This is a genomic window from Salinisphaera dokdonensis CL-ES53 (genome assembly GCF_040361215.1).
Taxonomy (GTDB): domain Bacteria; phylum Pseudomonadota; class Gammaproteobacteria; order Nevskiales; family Salinisphaeraceae; genus Salinisphaera; species Salinisphaera dokdonensis.
This window is the reverse complement of sequence record NZ_APND01000001.1, coordinates 980,138-1,006,608: the sequence shown is the minus strand read 5'-3', so window position 1 is coordinate 1,006,608 and position 26,471 is coordinate 980,138. Positions and strand designations below refer to the sequence as shown.

At 65.2% G+C, this 26,471-nt stretch carries 28 protein-coding genes; 12 read left to right on the top strand and 16 right to left on the bottom strand.

Annotated features, from left to right (window positions below; genetic code table 11):
- Positions 1-70 precede the first annotated feature (70 nt).
- Both SADO_RS04670 and SADO_RS04665 read left to right on the top strand, forming a co-directional pair.
- Positions 71-808: a sulfite exporter TauE/SafE family protein gene (locus SADO_RS04670; RefSeq protein WP_353109620.1), complete on the top strand. Its 738-nt coding sequence runs from the start codon at positions 71-73 to the stop codon at positions 806-808.
- A 34-nt stretch (positions 809-842) separates the two neighbouring features.
- Positions 843-1,286 (top strand): PaaI family thioesterase, encoded by a 444-nt coding sequence (locus tag SADO_RS04665; RefSeq protein ID WP_353109618.1) that lies wholly within the window; start codon positions 843-845, stop codon positions 1,284-1,286.
- Here SADO_RS04665 and SADO_RS04660 read toward each other — a convergent pair.
- The 10 genes from SADO_RS04660 to SADO_RS04615 all read right to left on the bottom strand — a co-directional run bounded on the left by SADO_RS04660 (position 1,270) and on the right by SADO_RS04615 (position 11,019).
- Entirely contained in the window at positions 1,270-1,923 is a 654-nt protein-coding gene (locus tag SADO_RS04660; protein ID WP_353109617.1) for a hypothetical protein, read from the bottom strand. The genes SADO_RS04665 and SADO_RS04660 overlap by 17 nt on opposite strands.
- Positions 1,924-2,050: 127 nt before the next feature.
- Positions 2,051-2,302, bottom strand: coding sequence for a GlsB/YeaQ/YmgE family stress response membrane protein (locus SADO_RS04655; protein ID WP_353109616.1), 252 nt, complete (start codon positions 2,300-2,302; stop codon positions 2,051-2,053).
- A gap of 72 nt (positions 2,303-2,374) precedes the next feature.
- Positions 2,375-3,184 carry an SDR family NAD(P)-dependent oxidoreductase gene (locus SADO_RS04650; RefSeq protein ID WP_353109615.1) on the bottom strand — a complete coding sequence of 270 codons (810 nt, stop codon included), beginning with the start codon at positions 3,182-3,184 and terminating at the stop codon, positions 2,375-2,377.
- Positions 3,185-3,204: 20 nt separating this feature from the next.
- Positions 3,205-3,627: a YkvA family protein gene (locus SADO_RS04645; protein WP_353109614.1), complete on the bottom strand. Its 423-nt coding sequence runs from the start codon at positions 3,625-3,627 to the stop codon at positions 3,205-3,207.
- Between the two features lie 100 nt (positions 3,628-3,727).
- A complete protein-coding gene (locus tag SADO_RS04640; RefSeq protein ID WP_353109612.1) occupies positions 3,728-5,317 on the bottom strand; it encodes an FMN-binding glutamate synthase family protein in 1,590 nt (529 codons plus the stop codon).
- A 49-nt stretch (positions 5,318-5,366) separates the two neighbouring features.
- Positions 5,367-6,182, bottom strand: a complete 816-nt coding sequence (gene mutM, locus SADO_RS04635; RefSeq protein ID WP_353109610.1) for a bifunctional DNA-formamidopyrimidine glycosylase/DNA-(apurinic or apyrimidinic site) lyase — start codon at positions 6,180-6,182, stop codon at positions 5,367-5,369.
- A gap of 838 nt (positions 6,183-7,020) precedes the next feature.
- Positions 7,021-7,977 carry a DUF4340 domain-containing protein gene (locus tag SADO_RS04630; RefSeq protein WP_353109608.1) on the bottom strand — a complete coding sequence of 319 codons (957 nt, stop codon included), beginning with the start codon at positions 7,975-7,977 and terminating at the stop codon, positions 7,021-7,023.
- Positions 7,974-9,308: a GldG family protein gene (locus SADO_RS04625; protein WP_353109607.1), complete on the bottom strand. Its 1,335-nt coding sequence runs from the start codon at positions 9,306-9,308 to the stop codon at positions 7,974-7,976. Before SADO_RS04625 ends, SADO_RS04630 begins: the two co-directional genes overlap by 4 nt.
- Positions 9,308-10,078: an ABC transporter permease gene (locus tag SADO_RS04620; RefSeq protein ID WP_353109605.1), complete on the bottom strand. Its 771-nt coding sequence runs from the start codon at positions 10,076-10,078 to the stop codon at positions 9,308-9,310. Before SADO_RS04620 ends, SADO_RS04625 begins: the two co-directional genes overlap by 1 nt.
- On the bottom strand, positions 10,075-11,019 hold the full coding sequence (locus SADO_RS04615; RefSeq protein WP_353109604.1) for an ABC transporter ATP-binding protein: 945 nt from the start codon (positions 11,017-11,019) through the stop codon (positions 10,075-10,077). Before SADO_RS04615 ends, SADO_RS04620 begins: the two co-directional genes overlap by 4 nt.
- 70 nt (positions 11,020-11,089) lie before the next feature.
- Here SADO_RS04615 and SADO_RS04610 point away from each other — a divergent pair, with 70 nt between their 5' ends.
- Positions 11,090-13,108: a hydantoinase/oxoprolinase family protein gene (locus tag SADO_RS04610; protein ID WP_353109602.1), complete on the top strand. Its 2,019-nt coding sequence runs from the start codon at positions 11,090-11,092 to the stop codon at positions 13,106-13,108.
- Between the two features lie 19 nt (positions 13,109-13,127).
- Here the strand turns inward: SADO_RS04610 and SADO_RS04605 are convergent, their stop codons facing one another.
- From SADO_RS04605 to radC, 5 genes are all read right to left on the bottom strand, one after another.
- A complete protein-coding gene (locus SADO_RS04605) occupies positions 13,128-13,859 on the bottom strand; it encodes a hypothetical protein (RefSeq protein WP_353109600.1) in 732 nt (243 codons plus the stop codon).
- A gap of 171 nt (positions 13,860-14,030) precedes the next feature.
- The gene (gene rpmG, locus SADO_RS04600; RefSeq protein WP_209060564.1) at positions 14,031-14,186 is read right to left on the bottom strand and encodes a 50S ribosomal protein L33; all 156 of its coding nucleotides are present in this window, start codon (positions 14,184-14,186) and stop codon (positions 14,031-14,033) included.
- Complete coding sequence (gene rpmB, locus SADO_RS04595; protein ID WP_353109598.1) at positions 14,186-14,419, bottom strand: 50S ribosomal protein L28; 234 nt, start codon at positions 14,417-14,419, stop codon at positions 14,186-14,188. The genes rpmG and rpmB overlap by 1 nt, the downstream gene beginning before the upstream one ends.
- Positions 14,420-14,564: 145 nt before the next feature.
- A complete protein-coding gene (locus SADO_RS04590; protein ID WP_353109596.1) occupies positions 14,565-15,224 on the bottom strand; it encodes a hypothetical protein in 660 nt (219 codons plus the stop codon).
- A 132-nt stretch (positions 15,225-15,356) separates the two neighbouring features.
- Positions 15,357-16,031, bottom strand: a complete 675-nt coding sequence (radC, locus tag SADO_RS04585) for a RadC family protein (RefSeq protein WP_353109594.1) — start codon at positions 16,029-16,031, stop codon at positions 15,357-15,359.
- A gap of 86 nt (positions 16,032-16,117) precedes the next feature.
- Here radC and coaBC point away from each other — a divergent pair, with 86 nt between their 5' ends.
- The 6 genes from coaBC (at position 16,118) to SADO_RS04555 (ending at position 22,174) form a co-directional block, all read left to right on the top strand.
- Entirely contained in the window at positions 16,118-17,362 is a 1,245-nt protein-coding gene (gene coaBC / locus SADO_RS04580) for a bifunctional phosphopantothenoylcysteine decarboxylase/phosphopantothenate--cysteine ligase CoaBC (protein WP_353109593.1), read from the top strand.
- Positions 17,363-17,368: 6 nt separating this feature from the next.
- Positions 17,369-17,812, top strand: coding sequence for an MAPEG family protein (locus SADO_RS04575; RefSeq protein ID WP_353109592.1), 444 nt, complete (start codon positions 17,369-17,371; stop codon positions 17,810-17,812).
- A gap of 11 nt (positions 17,813-17,823) precedes the next feature.
- Positions 17,824-18,279, top strand: coding sequence for a dUTP diphosphatase (gene dut, locus SADO_RS04570; protein ID WP_353109590.1), 456 nt, complete (start codon positions 17,824-17,826; stop codon positions 18,277-18,279).
- Positions 18,280-18,305: 26 nt separating this feature from the next.
- Positions 18,306-19,217, top strand: coding sequence for an acetylglutamate kinase (gene argB / locus SADO_RS04565; RefSeq protein WP_434547886.1), 912 nt, complete (start codon positions 18,306-18,308; stop codon positions 19,215-19,217).
- Positions 19,218-19,631: 414 nt separating this feature from the next.
- Entirely contained in the window at positions 19,632-21,338 is a 1,707-nt protein-coding gene (locus tag SADO_RS04560; protein ID WP_353109587.1) for a PHA/PHB synthase family protein, read from the top strand.
- The gene (locus tag SADO_RS04555) at positions 21,335-22,174 is read left to right on the top strand and encodes an alpha/beta fold hydrolase (protein WP_353109586.1); all 840 of its coding nucleotides are present in this window, start codon (positions 21,335-21,337) and stop codon (positions 22,172-22,174) included. Before SADO_RS04560 ends, SADO_RS04555 begins: the two co-directional genes overlap by 4 nt.
- Before the next feature lie 19 nt (positions 22,175-22,193).
- On the opposite strand, the gene pyrE is transcribed toward SADO_RS04555, so the two are convergent.
- On the bottom strand, positions 22,194-22,850 hold the full coding sequence (gene pyrE, locus SADO_RS04550) for an orotate phosphoribosyltransferase (RefSeq protein WP_353109585.1): 657 nt from the start codon (positions 22,848-22,850) through the stop codon (positions 22,194-22,196).
- 87 nt (positions 22,851-22,937) lie between these two features.
- On the opposite strand from pyrE, the gene SADO_RS04545 reads away from it, so the two are divergent.
- From SADO_RS04545 to SADO_RS04535, 3 genes are read left to right on the top strand one after another with little or no spacing between them, the layout of a single operon-like run.
- Complete coding sequence (locus tag SADO_RS04545; protein ID WP_353109584.1) at positions 22,938-23,729, top strand: exodeoxyribonuclease III; 792 nt, start codon at positions 22,938-22,940, stop codon at positions 23,727-23,729.
- On the top strand, positions 23,713-25,107 hold the full coding sequence (locus SADO_RS04540; protein ID WP_353109582.1) for an AmpG family muropeptide MFS transporter: 1,395 nt from the start codon (positions 23,713-23,715) through the stop codon (positions 25,105-25,107). The genes SADO_RS04545 and SADO_RS04540 overlap by 17 nt, the downstream gene beginning before the upstream one ends.
- Complete coding sequence (locus tag SADO_RS04535) at positions 25,104-26,465, top strand: DUF4139 domain-containing protein (protein WP_353109580.1); 1,362 nt, start codon at positions 25,104-25,106, stop codon at positions 26,463-26,465. Before SADO_RS04540 ends, SADO_RS04535 begins: the two co-directional genes overlap by 4 nt.
- Positions 26,466-26,471: the final 6 nt, after the last annotated feature.

The following is a 26,471-nucleotide window of genomic DNA, read 5'->3' as shown; positions in this document are numbered from 1 at the left end:
CGTTGAGCAATATCGACGGCCTGCATTTCATCAAGCCACCTGCGCCGCGCATGCCGAACATCGTGCTGTCGTGCTGTTGATCGTTGCCCTCGTGGCGGCCGCGCTGGTCACGGCGACGTTGTCCGGCATGGCCGGCATGGGCGGCGGCGCGATTCTGATTGCGGTGATGTTCGCCTTCGGCATGCCGCCAGCGCTGGCCTTGCCGCTGCATGCGGGCGTGCAGCTGGCCTCCAACGCCTCGCGCAGCATCGTCTATGGCCCGCATGTGCGCTGGGGCGCGCTGGGGCTGTTCATGCTCACGGCGGTGCCGGGGCCGTTTCTCATCGCGCCGCTGGTGGTCGATGCCAACCCGGACTGGATTCGACTGATCATGGCGGTGTTCATCGCCATGGCGGTCTGGCCCAGCTGGGCGCAGCGCCTGAAGATTCATGGGCGTGTCGGCCTGCTGGTGGCGGGCGCGATCGCCGGCGTCGTCGGCCCGGTGGTCGGTGCGACGGGCATTCTGGTGGCACCGTTCTTCCTGCGCGACGATTGGCGCAAGGAACAGATCATCGCGACGATGGCGGTGGCCCAGGCCTGCGGCCATCTGCTCAAGATGGCCGCGTTCTCGATGAACGGCTTCAATGTGCTGGCCCGGCTCGATCTGCTGGTGCCGATGGCCATCGCCGCGCTGATCGGTACGCTGATTGGCCGGCGTCTGGTGGGTCTGTTTTCGGAGCACAGCTTCCGCTACATGATCCGTATCGTCATGCTCGTGCTGTCGGTCAAGCTGGCATGGGACGGCGTGGCCGGATTGCTGGCCGGCTAATCGACTATCGATATGAAAACGAAAAAGGAGAGCCATGAGTCTGCTCAACCCAGACGAGATCGAGGCCGTCATCCGGCGTAACGTCGGTGCCCCGGGCAGCCCGCAGTTCCGGGTGCTGGAAGTCGGCGAAAGCCACGCCGATATCTGCCTGCCCTACGACGAGGGGATGACCCGGCTGGGCAACACGATCTCGGGCCCGGTGCTCATGACTCTGGCGGATGCCGCCATGTACACGGCGATCATCGCTCATGTGCCGGACGGCGAATACGCGGTCACCAGCCATTTCCATATCGATTTTCTGCAGCGCCCGCGGGCGGCCGACGTACTGGCACGTGCCCATTTGCTGCGCGTCGGTCGGCGTAGCGTGACCTGTCGTGTGGAATTGTTCTCGCAGGATTTCGATACGCTCGTGGCGCATGTCAGCGGCGCCTACGCACGCATGAAGACCGCGACGAGCGGGACTACCAGCGGCGCATAGCTTCGCGTGCCGCGTCGTTGGTGGGGCGGGCGACGAGTCCGCTCTGGCTGAGCGTGATGTCGTAGGCCGCGCCATCGGCCATCGGCAGATAGGTGGCACTGCCGTATTCGGCATCGACCAGCCCGGCCCAGCGCGGCATGCGTCGGGCCAGCGAGAATGTATTCAAACCCGGCTCACCGGCGCCGAGTGCGACTGCGCTGCGCGGACTGCCGTTCTCGTCCGCTATATCGCGATAACGACCGCTCAGGCGTTCGAGCCGAAACAGGGCATCGAACCCGAACAGGTTGGCCAGTGGTTGCCACTTGAGCACACGGGCGTCGAGTTGCCACTCGTCGCCGCGCATGTCGGCCAGCCGCAGGCGGGCGTCGGGCGTGGTCAGCGCAGCCTGGAAATGCTGGTCGCCGACGGCGACGAAATGCAGAGAGGCCACCGGCTGTTCGTAGCTCAGCCGTTGATAGGTATGCAGGTTGAGCAGGATAGCGCCGGCGATCGCGGCCAGCGCCAGGCACATCCCGCCGCCAGTGCCTGCGCGTGCGGCCGCAAGGCGCCGCCGCTGACGCAGTCGTCTGGCACTCGCGCCGAGCATCAGTACGCCCGCCGCGGCGAGCAACGCCAACACGCTATAGAACGTGATCACAGTGCGCCCGTGTCGAGAGAAGCGGTTCGGCTACATACAATCGTCGGCGTCATTTTCATATCGGTTGGCATAAAAAAGGCCGGCGCATGCGAAATGCGCCGGCCCCTCGTTCGGGAGGTGCCTGTCGCTAGCGCGACTTGACCACGCGATACAGCCACAGCAGCAGGATCGCGCCGAGGATGGCCACGACAAGGCTGCCGAGATTGAACCCGGAGACGCCGCCGAAGCCCAAGGCGGTGGCAATGAAGCCGCCGACCACTGCACCGAGAATACCGATGACGATCGTGACGATGATGCCGCCCGGATCCTTGCCCGGCATGATCAGCTTCGCGACCGCGCCGGCGATCAGCCCGAAGATGATCCAAACGAGAATGCCCATAGTTGTTCCTTGTACTTGCTGTTGACGCGATTCACTGTGCGCGCCGCCCGCGAGTGGCGCAAGTCCGTGATTTCACCCCTTGTGGCGGTAGCGCGCCTTTGCGCGGCGGCCTTTCGCCGCCAGCAGAGGACGCAGGGCGCGCGACAGGCCCGGCACCAGATAACCGGCGGTCGCCATCACGCGACCCATCGCCGGACGGGTACGCTCGACGCGGCCGTCCGCGGCACAGGCCAGCACCAGTTCGGCGATCTGCTCCGGGGTGCTCATCGACTGCGAAAAGGTGATGTCCGAGACCGCGTCGATATCGTCGAGGATGAAGCCGGTGGCGATCGGCCCGGGCGAAACCGCGCTGACGGTGACGTTTGTCTCGCGCAGTTCGTCAGCCAGCGCGTAGGTGAATGCACGCAGGCCGAACTTGGTAGCCGAGTAGGCCGCGCTGCCGGCCAGCGGCATCTGCCCAGCGATGGACGCGACGTTGACGATCGCGCCGCCGCCGTCCGCACGCAGCGCATCCAGTGCCAACCGGCTGAGCACCAGCGGCGCGCGCAGGTTGGTATCGACCATCTCGGCGAGTTGGTCGGCCTCGCGCTCGACGACCGGCCCGCGGTGATGGCTGCCGGCGTTGTTGATGAGCACATCGAGCCGGCCGTGCACTGCAATCGCCTGATCCATCAGCCGGCGACAGCCCTCGGTGCCGGATACGTCGGCAGCGATTGCCGTAGCGCCGATGCTATCGGCCACCTGCTGCAGACGCTCGATGCCGCGTGCCGCCAAGACCACCCGGGCGCCCGCTTTGGCGAAAGCGCGTGCCGTGGCCTCGCCGACACCGGCGGAAGCGCCGGTGACGAGCACCACGCGATCCTTGAAATCCGTCATGGCCATGATCGATCGACTCCGGCTGGTTATTCGACAGGCCGCAGCGGGCGCTTGTGAGCCGGGCGCTCGAACCACTGGTCGAGCTTGCGGGCCGTGCGCCGTCGCACGTCGTCGTTGATGTATTGCGACAACGCGACCACCGACAGCGACAGCGCGCCGAGATCGTCTGTCAGGCCGAAGCCGAACAGCCAGTCGGGAATCGCATCCGTGGGCAGGATGAAGTAGCCGAGGGCGCCATACGCGGTTACCCGCGCCCAGCGCGGCGTTTCGGGCCGCTGGGCGGCGTAGTGCAGCCAGAGCGCCTTTTCCAGCAGCTCGTAACCCGCGCGTTTGGCTACGCGCGAAATCTTGGTCCAGAAGCGCGTTTCCGAGTACTGGGTTGCGTAGTCGCGTACCTGTTCGGTGGTCTCGGGTGGGGCGCTGGGGCGTCTGAACGTGGGCAAGGCCATTACAAGTCTCCTGACACCGTGTCGGGTGCCGTGGACGAAAGCATAGATGTCGAGCCTAGCGCATGCGCCGCGCGCCGGGGTATCCGTATCGTTCGTCGCCCTAGGTGGCTGGCAGGAAGCTTTTGGCCTGGGCCTTGCGCCAGGCCTGTTCGTAGCGGCCGTCGCCCGTGGCGGTGAGCAATTCGCCCGTCTCGAGAAAGCGATACACCTGGTCGGCGGATTGGATCTCGGAATCGGTCGTGCGCCGACACAGATGTTCCGGGCGCAGCTGTCCGGGATGGTCGAGCCCGACCGTCGCGACCACTTCCTGCATTGCAGCGACCGTGCGCTTGTGGAAGTTGTAGACGCGCTCACCCTTGTCTGGCACCACGACGGCGCGCTGTCGCCACTTGTTCTGGGTTGCCACACCGGTCGGGCAGCGATCGGTATGACAGGACTCGGACTGCACGCAGCCGACGGCGAACATGAAACCGCGGGCCGAATTGCACCAGTCCGCGCCCAGCGCCATGTTGGCGGCCATCTTGAAGCCGGAGGTGATCTTGCCCGAGGCACCGATGCGAATGTGTTCGCGCAGGCCCGCGCCGACGAGCGTGTTGTGGACCCACACCAGCCCTTCCCGCAGGGGTGTGCCGACATGGTCGGCCAGCTCCAGCGGGGCGGCGCCCGTGCCGCCTTCGGCACCATCGACGACGATGAAATCGGGCGTGACGCCGGTCTTGAGCATGGCCTTCACAAGGGACATGAACTGCCAGCCGTGCCCCACACAGAGCTTGAAGCCCACCGGCTTGCCGTTCGCACCCTCACGCAGATCGGCGATGAATTCCATCATCTCGACTGGCGTGGAAAAGGCGCTGTGCGCGGCCGGCGAGACGCAGGTCTGGCCCACGCGGATACCGCGTGCCTCGGCGATCTCCGGGGTGACCTTCGAGCCGGGCAGGACGCCGCCGTGGCCGGGTTTTGCCCCCTGGCTGAGCTTGAGCTCGATCATCTTGATCTGGTCGTCGTTCGCGACCTGGACATACTGCTCGCGGTCGAAGCCGCCGTCCTCGGCCCGGCAGCCGAAATAGCCGCTGCCGATTTCCCAGATGAGATCGCCGCCGAACTCCTTGTGATGCCGGCTTACCGAACCCTCGCCGGTGTCATGCGCAAAACCGCCCTTGGCCGCGCCAAAGTTCAGCGCGCGGATGGCATTGGCCGACAGCGAGCCGAAGCTCATGGCTGAAATATTCAGCGTCGACGCCTCATAGGGTTGGGTGCACTGGGGGCCGCCGATGCGTACCCGGGGCGGCGTTTCGCTCGGGGTCTTTGCGGCGATCGAATGAGCGAGCCACTCGTGGCCTTCGGCATACACGTTCTGCTCGGTACCGAAGGCGTCAGCGTCGTTGACGTTCTTGGCGCGCTGATAGACCTGCGAACGATGCTCGCGCGAGAACGGCGTGGCCTCGGTATCGGACTCCAGCAGGTACTGGCGGATCTCGGGCCGGATCGCCTCGATCAGCCAACGAAAATGCGCCAGCAGCGGGTAGTTGCGCAGCAGGGCATGTTCGCGTTGGAGCAGGTCGTGCAGACCCATGCCCAGGAACGTGATGCTGATCAGAAAGAACAGCCCGAAGTAGCGCGGCAGGCCGAGGGTCAGATAACCGAAACCCACGGTCGCGACGAATACAGCGATCAGAGCGATATAGCGCATCAAGTGAGCCTAGGTTATTTCTTGAGCAGGCGGAAAGTCCGGCATGCGATCACTTCTGGCATACCGGGCAGAAGAAGGTGCTGCGCTGGCCGATCACCTCGCGCCGGATCGGTCCGCAGCCGCGCGGGCAGGGCTCGCCGGTCTTGCCGTAAGCTGCCAACCGCAGCTGGAAATAGCCCGTATCGCCATCGACGCCGATATAGTCGCGCAGCGTCGTGCCCCCGGCGATGATCGCATCGGCCAATACCTGGCGAATGGCTTTGGCCAGCGCGCGATAACGGATGCGCCCGATACGCCCGGCCGGCCGGCGCGGATGAATACGCGCCGCATGCAGGGCTTCACAGGCGTAGATATTGCCCACGCCCACGACCGTCGCGCTGTCCATGATGAAAGTTTTTACCGACGCCTTTTTTCCGCGCGAGCGCGCATACAGCCAGTCGCCGTCGAACTCGTCGCCCAGCGGCTCCGGGCCGAGATGGGCGAGCAGGGAAAACTGTTCCGGCGGGCCGTCCAGCCAGAACAGCGAACCGAAACGGCGCGCATCGTTGAAGCGCATGGTCCAGTCGTTGTCGAGCACGATATCGACATGATCGTGTCGGGCGACTGGCGTATCCGCGGGCACGATCCGCAGTCGTCCCGACATGCCCAGATGCAGGCAGGCATGGCCGGTGTCGGCTTCGAAAAGCAGATATTTCGCCCGCCGATGTACGGTATGGATGATTTGGCCGGGCAGCACGTGCGCGAGATCAGGCGAGACCGGCCAGCGCAGCTGGGGTTGGCGCACGATCACGGTACGCACGGTCTGGCCGCGCACATGCGGCTCGATCCCCGCACGCGTGGTTTCGACTTCGGGCAATTCGGGCATTGGGGTATTTTGCCATGGGAGGCTAGAGAGGCCGCTTAGGCTTCCTTTATAAAGGCCGATTAAGGCTCGCGGCTTCCGGGCACGAGTCTTCCGGCACTCACGAGTTCGTCGAACCTTTTGTTTCGCACTGCAGTGCGAGTCACTTCTCTTTGCTTGTCCAAAGAGAAGTGACCAAGAGAAAAGACACCCGGGCGCAGCGCCGGCTGGGCCGGTGCACTTCGATGCTCGCGGCGAAGGGATGCGGCAAAAACTCGCATCGCTTTGGCGATGCTCAAACATCTTGCCGCACCGGCGCTGTGCGCCGGACACCCTTCGCCGCTGCGCGTCTCCGTCGCCGTGCAACGGGGCCGTAATACAGGCGGCCTGGCCTCGCGTTTTTCGGCAAAACGACTGAAGAGTGGAAGTTGGAGTGACTGGCTGCGTTCCGGTCGAATTCGCCTCCGGCGTTATCCGACGCGCAAAGTCCGGTTAGCGAACTTGTCTGTATTCGGGCCCCTTGGCGAAGCGCCGAGCAGCGGAGCGCGGCCGGGATGAAGCAGCCGGATGTTTGAGCCGTGCGTAGCGCGGCGAGTTCCGGCTGCGCCCGGCCGGGCGAGCAGCGCAGGGCACCGATGCGAAGCATCGACGCAAGACGGGGTGTCTTTTGTTTTGGTGCCTTTTATTTGGACAAGCAAATAAAAGACACTCGCACAGCAGTGCGAAACCCCAAGCTAAAGTCAACATAAGCAGTTGATTTAGAAGCGCTGGAATTCATGCTGAACGCATCAATGCTTACGACTCCGGCGTTCCGTTCGTTCCTCGTCACAGCGCCAAACCGAAAACGGTCAACGCATCCTCTTTATCTGCGGTCGCCGCCCGACTCGCTGCCCGCCTCCGGCGCGCTAAGCGGAATCGCCGAAGGCTGCAGGCTGCGTTCGCGACCGGCCCCCAGCGAATCGGGATGCCGCATGTCCAGCAGCGGCGCGGCCAGCGTGTCGGCAAAGTGGTAGTCGATACCGAGATCGGCATCGCGCAGGATCAGCTCCGGCTCGCGCGCGATCACGTCCAGATGTCGGGTGCTGTCGTCGCCGAAACGCAGCGTGACGCGGGCCGTGCGCGCGCGCCCGAGATCGGCCGGCTCGAGTGACAGCGCGCGGCTTCGGCGCCAGGCGTTGATCGTGGCCTGCGCATAGTCCGCGCCCTGGTCGGCGCTCTCCGGCAGGACGCGCCAGCCGCCGGTTTCGCTGATCTCGAGCGTCAGGCGCGGCAATGTGAGTCGTGTCAGATCGGCATCACGGGCGAGCAGGGTCGGCGCGATCCAGCCGCGCCAATTGGTGGGCAGGCTGGACAGCGATCGCAGCTTCACGAGCAGCAACGCATGAGCGGTACGCACATAGCGGGTGCCGACCTGCGGACCGGGGTTGCCGATCGCGATCGGCGCTTCGTCGTTGTAGCGCAGGGTCAGCGGCGGATCGTCGAAGCCGGTCACGTCGTCCTCGATCGCATCGCGCGCATAGCGGCGCGTGGCTGTGGCTTCGGCCAGTTCGAGCAGCGCTTTGACGTGGGCGGTATCCGCGCGAGCGGCCACAGGGGTGGCGACTCGCCAGCTCTTGTTGTCGCCAGCGCCCCCGCGCCGCTCAAGCTCGACCATGGCATCGCGCAGATTGATATCGATATGCGAGATCGCTTCGACCGGCACATTGCTTACGCGCGGCTCGGGCGTGGGCTGCGGGCTGCGCGTCAGCCACAGCGCCGCGCCCAGCGCGATCACGCCGACGATCAGTGCCGCGATAAATATCAGTCGCTTGCGATTCATCGCCGACGTCGGCGTGCCCAACGGATCAGTCCGAAGCCGAGCAGAGCGAACGGCAGAATGAGCACATAGACCCACCACACGCCGCGAATCTGGCTCGCTGTCAGATCGAGATTGGCATCGGGTGCTGTGGCTACGTCGACGGCGATCTGTGCATCGCGATAGCCCAGCCACTGAAACAGAGCCAAAGCGAGCGGGCGGTTGCCGAGCTTGGCCAGATGGCCGTTACTCATGAAATCGCTGTCGGCGATGACGGCTGCACGCTGGGCCTGCGGGCCCTGGGGCGCCTGTACCGTGCGAGACAGCGCGATGCCCATATCGAGCGGGCCGCGCTGATCACCCGTATCCGGCTCGAAGCTCAGGCTGGCCTGTTCCAGATCGCCGGTCTCCAGCCAGCTGCGCGTGTTCGAGCGCAGGAAGGTCTCGGCCCGCCAGCCGCTCCCTCGGCTCATCGCAGCGATCGATCCGGCATAGGGAAACAGGCTGATACGGGTCAGATTTTCGGAGATCGGCGTATCTGGATAGTTCGCAACCACCGCAATCGCGGGGTGGCCGGTGCCGATCGTCTTGTAGTCGGGATAGATCAGCGTGCCCGGCTGCCAGCGAATGCCCAGGTCGCCAGCCAGCGCGCCGAGGCCGTAGCGCTCGCCCGGGTCGTCGGCCCAGAGCAAAGCACCGCCCTGCGCGAGATAGGCGCGGATCAGCTCCACTTCGCCGGGCAACAGGGCGCGCTGCGGGCTGGCGATGACCAGCAGCGCGGTGTTGTCCGGGATCGCGGCGGCATCGGCGATATTGAGCGTGCGGGTGGTCATGCCCTGGCTGTCGAGTGCTGCGGCGAGATCGCTGTAGCCACCGTTGCTCTCGTCGCCCGGATCGCGCTCGCCGTGGCCGCTGAGAAACACGACCCATTGATCGGTCGCGACCGACAGCCGCTGCAGAGCATTGGTCACGCTTTTCTCGTCGAAATCGGTCACCGTCTGGCTGCGGCCCTGGTAGCGGACCTGCAGCGCGCCGTCGTCGCCAATACGCAGTTCGCGCACTTCCTGCGGATGCCGGGCCGGGTCGACAAACTCCAGCGAAACCCGCGAGCTGGCGCGCGTGTAGCGGGCCAGCTGGGCGCGCACATCGGCGCGCTGCGGGCCCGGGTAGATATAGGCGCGCAGTGTGATCGGCCCGTCATGGAGCGCGCCGATCACGCGCTGGCTGGCCTGCGTGAGCGAGTTGCGGTTGCCGGCGGTCCAGTCCGCGCTGATCGACAGGCGCTGGCTGAGCATGCCCGCGAGCAGGGCCGCGGCGGCGATCAGCAGCATCGTGAGCAGATGGGCGGCGCGCATCAGTGGCGGTCCATATCGAGACGCACGACCGTAAGTGCGAGAAAGCAGAGCGTGAAGATCAGGAAATACAGCAGGTCGGCACTGGAGAATACGCCGCGCAACAGCGCGTCATGGTGGCCGATCAGCGACAGCGCGCGTGCCGCTTCGCCCAGCGGCAGAGCCGTGCCGAGCACGACCGGCTGCCAGTCCATGGTCGAGACCGCATAGAACAGCCACAGCAGCATCAGTGCGCCCAGTGTTGCCACGGCCGCGAGCGTGGGCTCGCGGGTGAGTGAGGACAGGAACAAGCCGAGAGCACAGAAGGCCGCCATGACCAGCCACAGCCCGATCAGCCCGGAGGCCAGCAGGCCCATATCCAGCGGCGTGGCAAACGCCAGCGATAGCGGCATGATCGCGATCAGCGCGAACAGCAGGGTGAGATAGCCCATTAGGCCGACGAACTTGCCGAGTACCACCGCGGTCAGCGAAGCGGGTGCCGACAGCAGCAGTTCGATATTCCCGGTCTTTCGTTCCTCGGCGAACACACGCATGGTCAGCAGCGGCACGACGAGCAACAGCACCACGGTGGCGAAGCGGAACAGCCCGCCGCCGACGATCGCCGAAACGCCGTCGTAGGCGCCGATACGCTGCGGATTGAGGCTGAGATCGGTCAGCGACATCGCGAACAGAATGCCGGTGAGAAGCTGACTCACCGCCAGCAGCGTCCAGGCCAGCGGCGAGACGAACAGACGCCGCAGTTCATGGCGGGCGATCGACAGGGTCAGGCTCATGAGGTTTCTGCCACGGTGTCGTGTTCGCTGCGAGTCAGATCGGCGAAGCGGCTTTCCAGATCCGGCGTGTGCGCGGTCAGTTCGACCAGATGCCAGCCATTGTGGACGGCGGTTTCGGCCAGGGATCCGCGGATATCGCGGCCGGGTGTCGCGGTGATGCGCCAGCGCCCGTCGCCGAGGTCTTCCACGGCATCCACGCCCGCGAGCGCGGCGAGCGTGGCGCGGTCGGGGCCGGCGCGCAGGCCGATATCGATCACGCCGTTGCCGGCGTCTGCGTCGGCCAGCGCTTCATCAAGCACCACGCGGCCACGGTGCAGAATCATGACGCGATGCGCGACCGCCTGGATCTCGGACAGGATATGGCTCGACACGATCACGCTATGCGATTCGGCCAGCCGGCCGACCAGTTCGCGGATACCGCGCAGCTGGTTCGGATCGAGCCCGGCCGTGGGTTCGTCGAGGATGAGCACATCCGGGCGATGCACGATGGCCTGGGCGATGCCCACGCGTTGCTGGTAACCCTTGGAAAGATTGCCAATCAGGCGCTTGCCGGTGTCTTCGAGGCCGCAGTCAGCCTTTGCACGCTCGATCGCTGCCCCTCGCTTCGCGCGCTCGACGCCGCGCAGCCGGGCGCAGAAAGCGAGATATTCGTCGACGGTCAGCTCGTCGTACACGGGCGGGCGCTCGGGCAGGTAGCCGAGATGCCGCTTGGCCTGGCGCGGTGCACGGGCCATGTCGTGACCGGCGAGCAGAATGCGTCCAGCGCTGGGCGCGAGCGTGCCGGCAAGCATGCGCAGCGTGGTGGTCTTGCCGGCGCCGTTGGGCCCGAGCAGGCCCAGCACTTCGCCGCCCGCCAGGCGGATGTCGATATCGTTCACGGCGCGCCGGCCCGCATAATCGCGGACCAGGCCTTGCGCCGACAGCTTCAAATCGCTTTCCATGATCGTTTCCGGCACACGCGGCAGGCGGCTTTATACAGGGCGGCCACGCCGAATCATCCGCTGAAGGGCCATGACCGTAAAGCACGACGACGAATCGACAAAGCCTTCTGCCACCGAAACCGCCGGCGGCGAGCTCGGCGTGGACACCGGCGGCACTTTCACCGACGTGATCGCGCTCCAGAACGGCGCGCTCGCGGTATACAAGATCGCATCCACCCCGGAGGCGCCGGATGCCGCGGTGATCGACGGCGTGCGCCATTTCGCCGGCGATGCCGCAGCCGACTGGCGCATCGTCCATGGTTCGACCGTGGCCACCAACGCGCTGCTCGAGAACAAGCTCGCGCGTACGGCTTATATCGCCAACACCGGCTTCGCCGATGTGCTCACTATCGGCCGCCAAGCCCGGCGCGAACTCTATGCGCTCGAACCTGAGGCCGCGCCCGTGCCGGTGCCTGCCGATCTGTGTTTCGAGATTGATGCCCGCCGCGATGCCCAGGGCGCGCCGCTGGTCGCGCTCGACGACGCCATGCGTGGCTCGCTGGTCGAACAGGTGCGCGAGTCGGGCGTCGAGGCGGTGGCCATCAATCTGCTGTTCGCGTTTCTCGACGGCGCGGACGAAGCGGCTATCGAAAACGCGCTGCGCGAAGCGCTGCCGGATCTGACCATCGCGCGTGGCAGCCGCGTGCTGCCTGAATACGGCGAATACGAACGCGGCATCGCCACCTGGCTCAACGCCGCGCTGGGCCCGGCGGTAGGCGGTTACCTGCGCCGCCTGGAAGCCGCGCTCGACCGGGTTGCGATCATGCACGGCGCGGCCGGGACGGTTGGTGTCGACCAGGCCGCCGATAACGCGGTGAATCTGTTGCTTTCCGGGCCGGCCGGTGGCCTGCTCGGTGCGCGCTTCGTGGCGCGCTCGGCGGGGCTCGAACGGGTGCTCACGCTGGATATGGGCGGCACCAGTAGCGACGTGGCACTGGTGGGCGACGAACTTGCCCTGACCAGCAAGACGCGTATCGCCGACTATCCCGTGGCTGTGCCCATGGTCGATATGCACACCATAGGCGCCGGCGGCGGCTCCATTGCGTGGCTGGACGCCGGCGGGCTGCTGCAGGTCGGGCCCCAGTCAGCAGGCGCCGAACCCGGCCCGGCCTGCTACGGCAAGGGTGGCGATCAGCCGACGGTAACCGATGCGCACGTCGTGTTGGGCCGGCTACCGGCCTCGACCCGGTTGGGGGGACATATGGGCCTCGACGTGGACGCTGCCCGTGCCGCGGTCGCGCGTATCGCCGAGCCGCTCGATCTAGGTGTGGAGGACGCCGCCGCCGGCATCCTGCGGGTCGCCGACGAAGCGATGACCGCTGCCTTGCGGGTGATATCGGTTGCGCGCGGTGAGTCGGTGGCCGACGACAGTCTGCTGTGTTTCGGCGGCGCCGGGCCATTGCATGCCTGCGCGCTCGCCGAAGGCATGGGCATGAAGCGTGTGCTGATTCCCGTGTTTGCCGGCGTGCTGTCGGCGCTCGGCATGCTGGTCGCGCGACGCTCGCGCGAACGCTCGCTGAGCGTTCTGCAGCCGCTCGCCGATATTGATGCGGGTCAGATCGACGAATGGCTCGCGCCACTGCGCAATGCCACGCGTGATGAACTGGTCGAAGAGGGCGTGGCCGAGGCCGATATCGAAGAGCGGCTTAGCGCCGATCTGCGCTATGCCGGCCAGAGCGCATCGCTCAATCTGCCATGGCAGACGCCGGACGATCTGCTGGAAGCGTTCCATGCCGCTCATGCGGCCCGCTATGGTCATCGCTTTGACCTGGCCGTCGAGCTGGTCAATCTGCGTTTGCACCGGGCCGGCCCGGTGCCGGATGTCGCACTGCCGGAGATAAAGGCCGGCGACGGCATGCCCGCAGCGGCGGAAACCGTGGCGGTACACGGGCTGGGCGACGATGTGCCTGTTTACGACCGCGATAGTCTGTGTGCTGGCCAGCGCTTCGAAGGCCCGGCCATCGTGCGAGAGAGCGTGACCACGACCTGGATCGCGGCCGGCTGGTCCGTAGACGTAGATCAGGCCGGCAATCTACTGCTGGAGCAATAAGATTGCCGACCCGTGAGCTTTAGCGAACGGTGATCCCGGTCGAAGGGAAATACCAGCGCAAGCCGGCGCGCAATGCCGTGATATCGATATCGGTACCATCGACATCGAGTTGAGTCCGTTCGAAGCCTGCAACGATCGAAACTCTCGGCGTGAGATCGAGAACGCCTCGAACGCCGAAACGAATGCCATCCAAAGTTTCGTCGATCGAGCCTGAGCTGCGGCCGAAAGGCCCGCGAACTTCGATATCCGGTTCGCCGTAATTCACATAGCCAATATACGGGTTTAGCTCGGTGTTCGGAGTGGTTAACCAGCGGATTCCCAAGGTGGCGCTGAAACCATCGGAGTCCCCTTCGACCTGCGTATCGCTTAGACCGAACGAGCTTTCGTACTCCAGATTTTCATAGCTGGCCTCGACATAGGCGTCGATCTGACCGGCATCGTCAAGATCACTACGGATATCCGCGATCGGTAGCCGATGCCCTGCGCCGATTGAGAACGTCCGCGCGTCGTCGCCCTTGTCCGGGCTCGTGAAATCGCCGCGAGCGAATACGTAGGCGTTTGGCAGGAATAGCCAAGAGGCTGATAGCCCAAATCCGTCGGCGTCATCATCGCCTAGGTCGGTATCAAGGTCTTGATTCGTGTACGTCGCTTGCGCGAACGAATACAACGAATCGGTCGTGGAATCGGCTGTGTACCCGATCGTTGGCAAGAGGAGTGATGCGAGCGCGAGGCCGAGTGTTGTTCTGTTCATGGTTCCCCCCGAGTATTGAGTCAGCGGTGAGGCCGCTGTTGTCGCGACGCATTTGTGTGCATCGCTCAACAATTTATCGGCGGTCGGGAGAAATAGCTTGAGGGCACAAAAAAACCGGCGCGCGGCCGGTTTTCTCGCGATCGAGATCGGCTCAGGCCGATCCAGCGAAGATCACTTGATCTTGGCTTCCTTGAAGGTCACGTGCTTACGCGCCTTGGGATCGTATTTCTTCATCTCGAGCTTATCGGGCGTGTTCCGCTTGTTCTTGTACGTGGTGTAGAAGAACCCGGTGTCCGCGGTCGAGACCATGCGTACTTTTTCGCGCATTATGCTTTCTCCTGCTTGCGGATTTTCGCAAGTACGGTATCGATGCCTTGGCGATCGATGATGCGCATGCCCTTTGCCGACACCCGCAGGCGTACATAGCGCTTCTCGGTTTCCACCCAGAAACGATGCCAGTGAAGATTGGGCACAAAACGACGACGAGTCTTGTTGTGCGCGTGAGAGACGTTGTTACCGGTCACCGGGCGCTTGCCGGTCACCTGACAGATCTGGGACATGACTAACCTCTTGGTCGCGCGCCGCGCGTCAGCGAGCCGCGTATTTAACCATCAAAGGCCACGCGGTACAACCGTTGTGGGACGAAAAAGACGATGGCCCGGGCTCGGGCCGAACCATCGTCGCAGAGGCTGGCCTGTTATGGGCCTAGAAGTTCATGCGTGCGCCGACGCGAAACTCGTTGTCAAAGCCGATATCGCGCCGCGCGGTCTCGACTTCGCTGGCGCTGTAGGAGGCGGTGAGCGCGAGCTCATCCGTGACATGCCCCAGGGCGCGTACACCGTAGCGTATGCCGTCAGCATCGCCGAGATTCACGTCGTCCTCGACATCACCGTAATCGACCCAGCCGATATGAGGATTGATCTCGACGCGGGGCGTCGCCATCCAGCGCAGGCCGGCGTCCGCGCCGTAGCCGTTGGCATCGGCCTCGTCGCCGCCGTTGATGCCGTCCAGCGCGAGTCGCTCGTAGGACACCTGGCCGTAATAGCCGATGCCGGTGCCTTCGGCGCCGCCGTAGTCGAAGAAGTCGTTGAGGCCCACGCCGACGCTCGCGCGGTTGGCTTCCAACGAGCTGCCATCGACATCGAGCCAGTCATACTTGCCGTTCACGAAGACGTGGCGGGTGATGGTGACCGAGCCTTCAACCCCGTAGCCGTCGTAGTCGTTGCCGGTGCCGTCGGCATCGCCGTCGGGAATGTAGTCGCCCTGGACATAGGTATAGCCGGGTGCGCCGGGCTGGTCGTTCGGTGCTGCCGTGGCTGCAAAGGGAATCAGCGTGGCGCTCACCGCGATCGCGACCTTATTCATGCGTTCTTCTCCTGTAATCGGTCCGAAACTGATTGAGGGGGAAGGAAAAAGTTTCGGCGCAGCGCAAGCTAGTGGCCTTGGCTGATGCTGTCAAAGCGTGGCTTTACGCAACGACATGCCGCGCGGTCTGTGCTAGATCAGCCCGCGTTCGGCCAGCGATGTGGTCTGGCGATGGCCGAGGATGATGTGATCGAGCACGCGGATATCGACCAGCGCCAGTGCGTCCACCAGGCGGCGGGTGATGTCCCGATCGGCCGCGCTCGGCTCAGCCACGCCGGAAGGGTGGTTGTGGGCGAGAATCACCGAAGCTGCGTTGTGGCGCAGGGCCGCCTTGACCACTTCGCGCGGGTAGACGGCCGCGCCGTCGATGGTGCCGCGAAACAGTTCCTCGAAGGCGATGACGTGGTTGCGTGTATTCAGGAATACGCAGGCGAAGACCTCGTGTGGCACGTGTGCGAGTTTCAGCGCCAGATAGCGGCGCGTGGCCTCGGGGGCGCTGAGTACGTCCACGTCCGCCAGTGTTTCAGTGGCATGGCGACTGGCCATTTCCATCACCGCCTGCAATTGCGCGAACTTGGCCACGCCGAGGCCGCGGGTCGCACAGAACGTCTTTTCGTCGGCCGCGAGCAAGGCGCCTAGGCTGCCGTATTCGGCCAGCAGATGCCGGGCGAGATCGACCGCGCTCATGCCGGTCACGCCGACACGTAGAAAGATCGCCAGCAACTCGGCGTCCGATAGCGCGCCGGCGCCGCGTTCGAGCAGTTTTTCACGCGGGCGTTCCGAGGCCGGCCAGTCTGCGATGCCCATACCGCGCTCCGTCTTGTTGTTGTTCGCGATGGCGGTAAGGGCATCCTCTCGCCGGCAGGCGGGCGTCGTCCAGTCGGGCAGGTACAATGCGGACCATGCGTGAACTGGCCAATCGCAACATCGTGCTCGGCATTACCGGCAGCATCGCCGCGTACAAGGCCGCCATTCTCACAAGGCGGCTGGTCGAGGCCGGCGCGCAGGTTCAGGTCGTGATGACCGAGTCGGCAAAGCGCTTCATCACGCCGATGACGTTGGCAGCGCTTTCGGGCCGCCCTGTACGGGATAGCCTCTGGGACCAGGCCGCCGAGCTGTCCATGGGGCATATCGAGCTGGCCCGCTGGGCGGACCTGATCGTGATAGCGCCGGCCACGGCCGACACCCTCGCGCGGCTGGTTCAAGGCCGGGCCGATGATCTGCTCTCGACGTTGTGCCTGGCCAGCGAAGCGGACGTGCTCGCCGCGCCGGCGATGAACCATGTGATGTGGGCGCATCCGGCCACGCGGGCGAACGTCGACACACTGGGTGCGCGCGGCGTGCGTTTCGTCGGCCCGGACGACGGCGAATTGGCCGAGCGCGAATCCGGCGCCGGCCGCATGGTCGAGCCGGAAGCGATCCGCGATGGGATCGTTGCCTATTTCGAGGACGCACCGGCCAGCGGCGTGCTCGCCGGTCGCCAGGTCGTGATCACCGCCGGGCCGACGCGCGAAGCGCTCGACCCGGTGCGTTTCATTACTAATCATTCCTCCGGGCGCATGGGTTATGCGCTGGCCGCGGCCTGCGTGGCCGCCGGGGCGCGGGTCACGCTGGTCTCCGGGCCGACCACGCTTGAAGTCCCCGCCGGCGTCGAGCGCATCGACGTGCAGTCGGCGGCCGACATGCACGCTGCGGTCATGGCCGTGATCGATGCCGCTGATATCTTCATCGGCGCGGCCGCGGTGGCCGACTACCGGCCGGCGACCACCGCCGCCGACAAGATCAAGAAAGCCGAGGGTGATACGAGCCTCGCGCTCACCCGTACGCGCGACATTATCGCCGACGTGGCCCGCGAGCATCCGCAGCTGTTCACGCTCGGCTTTGCCGCGGAGACCACCAATATGGAAGCCAGCGCGCGCAGCAAGCGCGAGCGCAAGAAGCTGTCCATGGTCGCCGGCAACGTGGTCGGCCCGGAGCATGCCTTCGGGCGCGACGACAATGCGTTGTTCGTGGTCTGGGACGGCGGCGAGCAGGAACTGGCGCAGGCAAGCAAGCAGGCGCTGGCCGAGCAGCTGGTCGCACTGATGGCGCAGCGGCTGGGTGGCGATGCCGGGCCTGCTACCGAGTCCGGGGACTGATCGATCATGCCGGTCGCGAGCGTGACGCCGTTCTATGCCGCGCTGCTGGCCCTGCTGTTCTTCGCACTCAGTGTGCGCACCCTGCGCGTGCGGCGTGGTCTGCAGATTGCGGTCGGCGACGCCGGCAACGCGCAGATGCTGCGGGCGATGCGCGTGCATTCCAATTTCGCCGAATACGTGCCGATCAGCCTGCTGCTGATCTTTATGTTCGAAGCCGCCGGCGGCTGGGCGCTGATGGTCCACCTGCTCGGCCTCAGTCTGCTCCTTGGTAGACTGCTGCACGCCTACGGCGTCAGCCGAACGCCCGAGGATTATCGTTTCCGGATCGTCGGTATGTCGCTGACGTTCACGGCGTTTAGTCGCACCGGCACTCGGGCTGCTCGTTCTCTACGCTGGGCGATTGCTCGCCTGATCATCCATCGTTCGAGCCGCGTCGCGGTTCGGCACTAAGCAAGCAAGCCATGTCCCGACTCCAAGTCAAAGTGCTCGACGACCGCATCGGTCGCGATTTCGATCTGCCCCAGCGCGCGACCGCCGGTTCCGCCGGTATCGATCTGCGCGCGATGGTCGAAACACCGATCACGCTGTCGCCGGGCGACTGCGAACTGCTCCCTACCGGCCTGTCGGTGTATATCGCCGACCCGAATCTCGCCGGCATGATCCTGCCGCGCTCGGGGCTCGGGCATAAGCACGGCATTGTGCTCGGCAACCTGGTTGGCCTGATCGATTCCGATTACCAGGGCCCGCTCATGATGTCCTGCTGGAACCGCGGCACGAAGGATTTCACCATCGAACCCGGCGAACGCATCGCCCAGTTCGTGCTCGTACCGATCGTTGCTGCCGAGCTGGACGTGGTCGACGAATTCGATGCCAGCGAACGCGGCGCCGGCGGGTTCGGCTCGACCGGCACGGCCTGATGACCACTCTCGAGGAACAGAAACGCATGTCGCTTGATCCCGAACAGGCCGCGCGCGTCGCCCGCGTGCTTGGCGAGGCGCTGCCCTATATTCGCCGCTTCGCCGGCAAGACGGTGGTGATCAAGTACGGCGGTAACGCCATGACCGACCCCGAGCTCAAGTCCGGCTTCGCACGCGATATCGCGCTGATGAAGCTGGTCGGCTTCAACCCGGTGGTGGTGCATGGCGGCGGCCCGCAGATCGGCAAGCTGCTCGAGCGCGTCGGCAAGCAGACCGAGTTCATCAAGGGCATGCGCGTGACCGACGAGGAGACCATGGACGTGGTCGAGATGGTCCTCGGGGGGCTCGTGAACAAGGAAATCGTCAATCTGATCAACCAGCACGGCGGGCGCGCGGTCGGTCTGACCGGCAAGGACGGCGGGCTGATCCACGCCCGCAAGCTGGCGCTGGTGGACGACGACACCGATCTCGGCTTCGTCGGCGAGGTCTCGCATATCGACCCGCATATCGTGCGGCGGCTGGAAGCGGACGATTTCATCCCGGTGATCGCGCCGATCGGTGTCGGCGCGGACGGGCGCAGCTACAACATCAACGCCGATCTGGTCGCCGGCAAGATCGCCTCGGTGCTCGAAGCCGAGAAGCTGATGCTGCTGACCAACACGCCGGGCGTGCTCGACGGTGATGGCCACCTGCTGACGGGGCTGACGCCCGAACAGGTGCGTGAACTGATCGCATCCGAGGTGATCCACGGCGGCATGCTGCCCAAGATCGAGTGTGCTCTGGATGCCGTGGCCTCCGGAGTGAAGGCCGCGCATATCGTCGATGGTCGGGTTGAAAACGCGGTGCTGCTCGAGCTGTTCACCGATGCCGGCGTGGGCACGTTGATCCGCAGCCAGCGCAGCGAGCCCCCGGCCGCGAACGATCCGACGCCTGCCTAGTTGGCGTCCGTTCGGCGCCGGCTCTCTTTGCCGGCGCCGAACGTCAGCTCAGCCCGCTTGGCGAGAGCTTGCATGGCGTTTCGATGGCCTCGAATAAGCCCGCGCCAATGCGCATCTGCCGTTTGTCGCCTTTCCGTCTACTCCCGCGGTAAACCGCGAGCGGCGTCCCAATGCCGTGATCGGCCGTGTCTTTTTCCCCCGCCCGATAGATCGCTGCGCCTTCGGTGCGTGCGGCGATATACAGCGCACAACAGTTCCACTACGGTGCTGGAAGGGGCGAGGTCGCACCGTCGCGGCGCATTTCCCGGTGGCTTGAAAGCCTGGCGGCGTTTCGACGCGGCCCGGCAGTCCGCCGGATTGGCTGCGGCAGACCGACGCCCGGATAACAAATAAACGATGAGAGGAGATCCATCCGTGTCAGCAGCTGCGCAGCAAGCAGAGAATGATGATCATGCCGATTTCGCCGTGCCACTCGACAGCCTGCTCGCGGATGCCGCGAACGGGTCGCTAGGGCGTTTCCTACCGGGTACGGAGGGCCTTCTGTTCGGCGCTGCCCTGGCGCGCCAGCCGCGCAATGTTGCCCGGCGCCTGGGCGGGTTGGCAGCCGACCTGGGCCGCATAGCGGTGGGCCTGTCGGATATCGAGCCCTCGCGTCGTGATGGCCGGTTCAAGGATCCAGCCTGGAACGGCAACCCGTTCTTCAAGCGTTGCGTGCAGAGCTATCTGGCGAGCGCCGGCACGCTGCAGCAGCTGTTCGACGATGTCGAGCTCGACCTGCAGTCCGAGCGTCGGCTGCAGCTGGTGATCGACAACATCATCGGCGCCGCGGCGCCCTCCAACATGCTCTGGCTCAACCCAACCGCGCTGAAGGCGATCATCGATACCGGCGGTACCAGCGTGCTGCGCGGCGCCCGTAATCTGTGCCGCGACATGGCGCGCGCCCCGCGAGTGCCGGCGATGGTCGACAAGAGCAAGTTCGCGGTCGGCGAATCGCTGGCGACCACCCCGGGCGAGGTCGTGCTGCGTACGCCCGAGTTCGAGTTGATCCAGTATCGGCCGACCACGGCCGAGGTGCGCAAGGTGCCGCTGCTGATGGTCCCGCCCATGATCAACAAGTTCTATATCCTCGACGTGGCCGAAGGCCGCAGCATGGTCGAGTACCTGGTTGGCCAGGGCCAGCAGGTGTTCATGATCTCCTGGCGTAATCCCACGGCCAAGCATGCCGGCTGGGGCATGGACACCTATATCAACGCGGTGCTGGAAGCGATGGCGGCGACCCGCCAGATCTGCCGGGTCGACAGTACGATCGTGCACGGCACCTGTGCCGGCGGCATCATTTCGGCGATGACAGCCGCCTATCTGGCGCGCATGGAACGCGCCGATGAACTCGAGGCGCTGGTGCTCGGCGTGACGCTGCTCGACCAGGCCGATGGCGGCACCACGGGGGCGATCATGGATCGCGCGCGTGCCGATGCGGCGATCGCGATGTCGTCCGCGATCGGCTATCTCGACGGCCGTAATCTGGCCGAGGTGTTTGCCTGGCTGCGGCCGACCGATCTGGTGTGGTCGTTCTGGGTCAACAACTATCTGCTGGGCAAGTCGCCGCCGGCCTTCGACGTGCTGTACTGGAATTCCGACACGACACGCATGCCGGCACGCCTGCACCACGATTTCCTCGACATGTCGATCAACAACAAGCTGGTTACTGCCGATCACGCCGAGGTGATGGGGGAGACGATCGATCTGTCCGAAGTGACCCAGGACGCCTATATCATCGGCGGCGAGACCGACCACATCACGCCGTGGCAGAACTGCTACCGCACCACCGGCCTGCTCGGCGGCAACAGCCGTTTCGTGCTCTCCACCGGCGGGCATATCGCCGCCCAGGTGCTGCCGCCGGAAAATACCAAGGCCAGTTTCCGCAGCATCGACAACGACAACCTCAGCGAGCCCGGCGATTTCGCGGCCCAGGCCGAGGAGCACGAGGGCAGCTGGTGGATCGACTACGGTGCGTGGCTGGGCGCGCGCAGCGGGGAAACCAAGAACGCGCCGAAAACGCTCGGGCGCGGCCGGTTCCGCCCGCTGGGCGCCGCCCCCGGCACCTACGTGCTCGACAAATGATGGCTGCGGTCGAGCCATTGCAACCCGAGGCGGAGTCGCAGGCGCACCTGCGCGAGATGGTCGTACGCGGCGCACGGGTGCGCGTGTCGATGCAGGGCGAGGGCGAGCCGCTGCTGCTGATCATGGGCATCGGCGCCAGCCTGGACATGTGGGCGCCGTTCGAACGGGCGATGGTGGCCCGCGGCTATCAGGTGATCGCATTCGACCTGCCCGGGGCCGGCGCATCGAAACCGTTGTTTCCGCCGCGACGGATGCGCGGGCTGGCGCGGATCGCAGTCGGCGTGCTCGACGCGCTGGAGATTGGCCAGGCCAGCGTGCTCGGCGTGTCGTTCGGCGGGGCAGTCGCCCAGGAAGTCGGGCATGTGGCGCCGGAACGCGTGCGTCGCTTGATTCTGGCCGCCACCGCGCCGGGTCTCGGCGGGCTGCCGGGCGACCCGCGAGCGCTCATGCACATGCTCACGCCGCTGCGTTACTGGTCGCCGAACTATGCTCGGCGCATTGCGGGCACGCTTTACGGCGGCCGGGCGCGCGAAGCGCCTGATGATCAGGCCAACGTGGCACTGCGCTTCATGCGCCCGCCGTCGTTGTACGGCTACCTGACGCAGATGTATGCGATCTCGGGTTGGACGAGCCTGCTCTGGCTGCACCGGCTGAAGCCACAGACACTGGTGCTTGCCGGCAACGACGACCCGATCATCCCGTTATTCAACGGCAAGATGATCGCTGCGGTCGCGCCCAATGCGACCCTGGAAGTGATCGACGGTGGCGGTCATCTGTTCCTGCTGGATCAGACGGACGAAGTCGCCGACATCGTCGATACGTTCCTGGCAGACTGAAGAACGGCGCGCCCGTGGATCAAGCGCCGGGCGCGGGCGTGACGCCGTATTCGGCCTGGTAGGCGCGGATGCTGCCGCGGATATCGGCGTCCAGGCCGCGACGCTCGGCATAGCCGATCACGTCGGTCAGGGTGGCAACGGCTACGGTCGGGATGCCTTCGTCGTCGGCCAGCGCCTGGATCGGCGAGCGCTGGTCGGCGCCGCGTTCCTGTCGGTCGAGTGCGACCAGCAGGCCGGCGACTTCGCTGCCGTTGGCGCGGATGGTATCGATCGCCTCGCGTACCGCGGTGCCCGCGGTGATCACGTCGTCTACGATCACCACCCGCTTGCCCAACGGCGCGCCGACCAGCGTGCCGCCTTCGCCGTGGTCCTTGGCTTCCTTGCGGTTATAGGTGAACGGCACGTTATAGCCGCGTGGCACCAGCGCGCAGGAAAGCGTGGCGACCAGCGGAATGCCCTTGTAGGCAGGGCCGAACAGGCTGTCGTAATCGATCCCCGCATGTTCGAGTGCGGCGGCATAGCCATCGGCCAGCCGTGCCATGCCGGCGCCGCTGGCAATCGAGCCGAGGTTGAAAAAGTAGGGGCTGACCCGGCCCGACTTGAGGGTGAACTCGCCAAAGCGCAGGGCGTCGTATTCCATGGCGAGATCGAGAAAATCGAGGCTGTGGGCATGCATCGTCGGGCGAATCCTTGTGGGTGTCGGGGGCAGCGCTTGCACGTATGATACGAGGCGAATTCCAGACCGTCGAAACAGGGTTTGCCAATGCGGGTCATGTCCTTCAACGCCAACGGCATTCGTGCCGCCCAGCGCAAGGGTTTCTTCGAGTGGATGCTCTCCCAGGACCCGGACGTGGTCTGTATCCAGGAGCTCAAGGCGCAGCAGCATCAGCTTGACGGCGTCGAGGCGTTCTGGCCCGAGGGCTATCACTGCTTCTACGAGGAAGCCACCAACCGCAAGGGTTATTCCGGGGTCGCGATCTATTCCAAGCGCGAGCCGGACGAGATCATCCGCGGCATGGGCCACGAGGAGTTCGACGGCGAGGGCCGTTATATCGAGGCGCGCTTTGCGATGCCCGATGGCGACCTGAATATCGCCAGCCTGTATGCGCCGTCCGGTTCGTCGGGCGATCATCGTCAGGATTCCAAGGAGCGCTATCTCGAGTTCTTTCCGGAGCTGCTTGCCGCACGCGCGGCTGCACACGGCAATTACCTGGTTTGTGGCGACTGGAATATCGCCCACAAGGAAATCGATCTCAAGAACTGGAAGAACAACAAGAAGAACTCGGGCTTTCTGCCCCACGAGCGCGAATGGATGGATCGTCTGTTTGGCGAAATGGGCCTGGTCGACGTATTTCGCGAGATCAATCCGAACGAGGATCAGTTCACCTGGTGGTCCAACCGCGGGCGCGCCTGGGACAACAATGTGGGGTGGCGTATCGACTATCACGTCGCTACGCCGGAACTCGCTGCCAGAGCCACGACCGAATCGGTCTATCGCGAAGAACGCCTGTCCGATCACGCCCCGCTGACGATCGATTATGACGTCGAATTCTGAAGTGACCGACGCCGGCAAACGAAACTGGCGCGCCGCGCTCGAGGTCTATGGCCAGCCGCGGGTCGTCGGCATGGCGTTTCTGGGCTTCTCCTCTGGCCTGCCTTTTCTGCTGGTGTTCTCCACGTTGTCGGCCTGGCTTGCGCAGGAGGGCGTGTCCAAGACCACGATCGGGTTCTTCTCCTGGATCGGGGTGATGTACTCGATAAAATTCTTCTGGGCGCCGGTGGTGGATCGTTTCCCGCTGCCGGTGCTCGGGCGTCTTCTCGGCCGAAGACGGGCCTGGATGCTGCTCGCGCAATGCGGGTTGATGGGCGGCTTGATCGCCATGGCATTGACCGATCCCACTGCGGATCTGGCCACGCTGGCCTGGTTCGGTCTGCTCGTGGCCTTCTCGTCCGCAACTCAGGACGTGGCCATCGATGCCTGGCGGATCGAGGCCGTGGCCGAGAGCGTGCAGGGCGCGATGGCGGCCAGCTATCAGGCCGGCTATCGCATCGCGCTGCTCACCGCCGGCGCCGGCGCGTTCTATATCGCTTCGGGCACGTCCTGGCCGTTTACTTATTTCGTGATGGCCGGGCTCGTCGGCGTGGGTATGGTCACCGTGCTGCTGGTCGCCGAGCCGGATGCCTCCAAGACCGCGGGCAGCCAGCCGCAGGAAGATTGGGTCGTCGAGCATCTGCGCCGGCATGATTTCTCGCCGGCCTGGCTGCACGGCGCCTACGGCTGGGTGCTGGGCGCGGTGGTCTGCCCGCTGGTGGACTTCTTCTCGCGCTATGGCAAACAGGCGCTGATCATCCTGTTGTTCGTGAGCGTGTTCCGGGTCACCGATATCACGCTCGGGGTGATGGCCAACCCCTTCTATCTGGACATGGAATACACGCTGGCCGAGATCGCCAGCGTGACCAAGGTCTTCGGCATCATCATGACGCTCGGCGGGGCGGCGCTCGGCGGGGTGCTGGTGGTGCGCTACGGCATCCTGCGCCCGCTGCTGGCTAGCGCGATCCTGGCCGCGCTCACCAACCTGGTGTTTGCATGGCTCGCGACCCAGAACGATCCGGGCACGCTATCGCTGGCGCTGACCGTGTCTGCGGACAACTTGTCCGGCGGCATGGCCGGCTCCGCGTTCATCGCCTATTTATCCAGCCTGACCAACACTGCCTATACGGCGACCCAGTACGCGCTGTTTTCTTCGCTGATGACCTTGCCCGGCAAGTTCATCGGCGGCTTCTCGGGTTGGGTGGTCGACAACTTCGGCTATGTCTGGTTTTTCAGCTATACCGCGATCGCCGGCATTCCCGCCGTCCTGCTGATCGTCTGGCTGCTCTATCACGACCGGCGCCAGCGCTCGGCCCACGAACAGGAAGAACGAACGTCATGATCTCCAAGCTGTCCACGCCCGCACTTTTCACGGCCGCACTGCTCGGCGCGCCTGCCTTCGCCCAGTCCGCCGGCGAGGACGACGGCGCCGTCGATGCGATGGCGATCTACAACCGTGGCGCGGCGGTCATCCAGACCACGCGCGATATAAATCTCGATACCGGCATGCAGACCGTCGGCTGGCCGATCGACGGCCGTCTGCGTGCCGATACGCTCTGGCTGGAAGGCGACGGCGTGCGGCTGACCGGCCTGAGCGCGCGCTCGAGCGATGACAGCGGCGCCGGGCTGCTGGCGGCGCGGGTCGGACAGCCGGTGACGCTGCTGCGCGATGACAGCGCGGGGCAGGCCCAGACACGCGAGGCTACGCTCGTTGGATTGAGTGGCGATAGCGCGCTCGTGCGTGTCGACGATCGCATCGAGCGGCTTACTCCGAATTCACTCTGGCGGCTTGCCTGGCCGGCCGGTGGCGACGCGCCGAGCGGCCTGCAGCTGGATATCGAGGCCGACAGCGCCGGCAGCCAGCCGTTGACCGCGACCTATCAGATTGACGGGCCCAGCTGGCAGGCCAGCTATACCGGGCGTTTCGATGCTGAAGCCGGTGAACTGTCGCTGCAGAGCCTGGCGGTGATCGACAACAGCGGTGGTAGTGACCTGAACGCGAAACAGGCCTGGCTGGTCGCCGGCGACGTATCGCGCGCCAACGGCCGCGGCCCGCAGCCGATGATGATGGCGCGCAGCGAAGCCAAGATGAGCGACAGCGCCCCGCAGGCCGTCGGCGACACCTATCGCTATACCCTCGACGGCCCGCTCAAGGTCGCTGCCGGTGCCACTCGTGCCGTCTCGATGATGGCGCCGGTCACGCTCGATGCCGAACGCCGCTACCGTTTCGAGAACAGCTTCTACGCGCTGGGCCGTGATGGCGCGCGCAGCCATGCCGCCGTGCAGTTGCATTTCGAGAACAGCAGCGATGAGCCGTTGCCGGCCGGCGTCGTGCGCGTCTACGACGGCAATCGCAAGGCCACGCTCATGGGTGAGGATTCGATCGCCGATACGCCCAAGGGCGCGCCGGTCACGCTGGCCATGGGCAGTGCTTTCGATATCACCGGTGAGCGCCGGATGGTCGAGGACAGCAAGACCGAGAACAACCAGCGCAAGCGCAGCGTCGAGATCACGCTGCACAACGCCAGCGAGCGCGACGCCACGGTCGATGTGGTCGAGCACCTGCCGGACGCCGCCGATGTGGTCTCAAGCTCTATCGAGCCGCGCGACGACAGCGCCGCCAACACCGCGACCTGGGAAGTCGATGTGCCGGCCAATGGCAAGACTACGTTGAGCTACAGCGCCAGCTGGCCCGGCTAAAGCGAC